This window comes from Vibrio sp. M260118, from assembly GCF_036533755.1.
GTDB lineage: Bacteria > Pseudomonadota > Gammaproteobacteria > Enterobacterales > Vibrionaceae > Vibrio.
Genome location: NZ_JATABG010000561.1, coordinates 1 through 1,526, shown reverse-complemented (window position 1 = coordinate 1,526; position 1,526 = coordinate 1). Strand labels below are relative to the sequence as shown.

The 1,526-nt window shown below is 43.1% G+C and carries 3 protein-coding genes; 1 reads left to right on the top strand and 2 read right to left on the bottom strand.

Going from position 1 to position 1,526, the window contains the following annotated elements:
* Positions 1 to 373, top strand: a 373-nt coding sequence (locus QTO00_RS19575; RefSeq protein WP_331426235.1) for a pyridoxamine 5'-phosphate oxidase family protein, incomplete at its 5' end; no start/stop codon positions are given.
* Positions 374 to 422: 49 nt separating this feature from the next.
* Here the strand turns inward: QTO00_RS19575 and QTO00_RS19570 are convergent.
* Positions 423 to 974, bottom strand: a complete 552-nt coding sequence (locus tag QTO00_RS19570; protein WP_331426234.1) for a DUF924 family protein — start codon at positions 972 to 974, stop codon at positions 423 to 425.
* Positions 971 to 1,526 (bottom strand): aminotransferase class I/II-fold pyridoxal phosphate-dependent enzyme (locus QTO00_RS19565; protein WP_331426233.1); only part of this gene is annotated, 556 nt, incomplete at its 5' end. The genes QTO00_RS19570 and QTO00_RS19565, both read right to left, overlap by 4 nt.

The following is a 1,526-nucleotide window of genomic DNA, read 5'->3' as shown; positions in this document are numbered from 1 at the left end:
TTTTGTTTTGATTTCAGAAATTGCTCGTCATGCGCGTAACCTTCAGGTGAACCCGAATGTGTCGATCATGATGATTGAAGATGAAGACACCTCGAAACAGCTGTTTGCGCGTAAGCGATTGACGTTTGATGCTATCGCGTCTGTAGTCGAGCGAGACACAGAGCAATGGACTCAAGTCGTGGCTCAAATGCAAGGCCGTTTTGGAGAGATCATTGACGGCTTAAGTCAACTGCAAGACTTTGTACTATTTAACTTGAAAGCTGAAAAAGGTCTTTTTGTAAAAGGTTTTGGTCAGGCTTACCAAGTTTCTGGTGATGACTTGGTTGACTTTGTGCATCTGGAAGAGGGTCACAAAAAGATCTCAAACGCTTAATATAGAATCAAAGGAGCGACATAGCTCCTTTGTTCTTTTCTCTCTGTGTTTAAAAACTCGAGTTAGGTTGAGTCAAGAACTCGACTTCTTCTGGGCTACTCTGTCGTCCTAAGATGTTATTTCTGTGTGGGTAGCGGCCAAACCTGTCAATGATGACTTTGTGTTTCAATTCGAACTCGTAGTTAACTTCCATCCCTGGTGTTTTAAATAGCTCGACTGCTTGTTGATGAATGCTTTTAGATTCGCTGTGCATAAATGGCATATACAAAAATGTGCGCTGCTGAACCTCTAATGATTGGTCTAAACCTAGTGATATGGCTTCTTGTGCCAAAGCTAGTGCTAGTGGGTCTTGAGAGAATGCTCTAGGTGTGTTGCGATAGATATTGCGCGAAAACTGGTCTAAGACGATCACCTCAGCTAATCGCCCTTGTGCGTCGCTTCGCCAATTATGGAGCTCACACTGGCTGGCGCTGATGAGTAACTCGCTAAAACGACTTTTTATCTCGTTGTCTAACTCTTCGCTGCTAACAAACCAGTTTTTAGGTTCTAACTCTTTAAACCAGAAATCGAGTACATCATTTGAAGTGGACTCTAACCTCATGTCAACGCTCCGTGTGAGTTAGGGGTGAGTTGATCATGGACAAGAGTAACCAGCTTTTCAACCCCCAACTTCCAGTGGGGATTAGACAGAAAGTTTGAGCAGCTAAATCGAATACAATTGGAGTAACGCCCAGATGTGTCAAAGATGGTACCTGGCAAGATACTGATCCCCAGTGCTTTGGTTTGATGATATAAGGTATCGCTGTCGAACGCCTCCGGCAGAGTTAACCACAGTAAGAACGAGCCTTGGGGTAAAACGACCTTGTACCTTCCCTGTAAGAAAGCGTATTGATTCAACGTTTTCGTTAAGTGTTGATAGAAAATTTTACTATTGTGTTGATAGAAACGCTGCATTTTCTGTACATGCGAACGGTACTTACCAGAATTTAAGAAATCAGCGACAGCGGACTGCATTAGATTCAAGCTACCCATGTTGTCACACATAAGAAACTTCTCGACCTGAGCCTGATATTGGCCTGCCAATATCCAACCTATGCGTAATCGAGAGTCGAGCATCTTTGACAGTGAGTTGACGTAAATTACTCTATTATGT

What these genes read in the sequence shown, in the direction of transcription:
- QTO00_RS19570 (WP_331426234.1), bottom strand. Translation starts at nt 974, where the DNA reads ATGAGGTTAGAGTCCACTTCAAATGATGTACTCGATTTCTGGTTTAAA.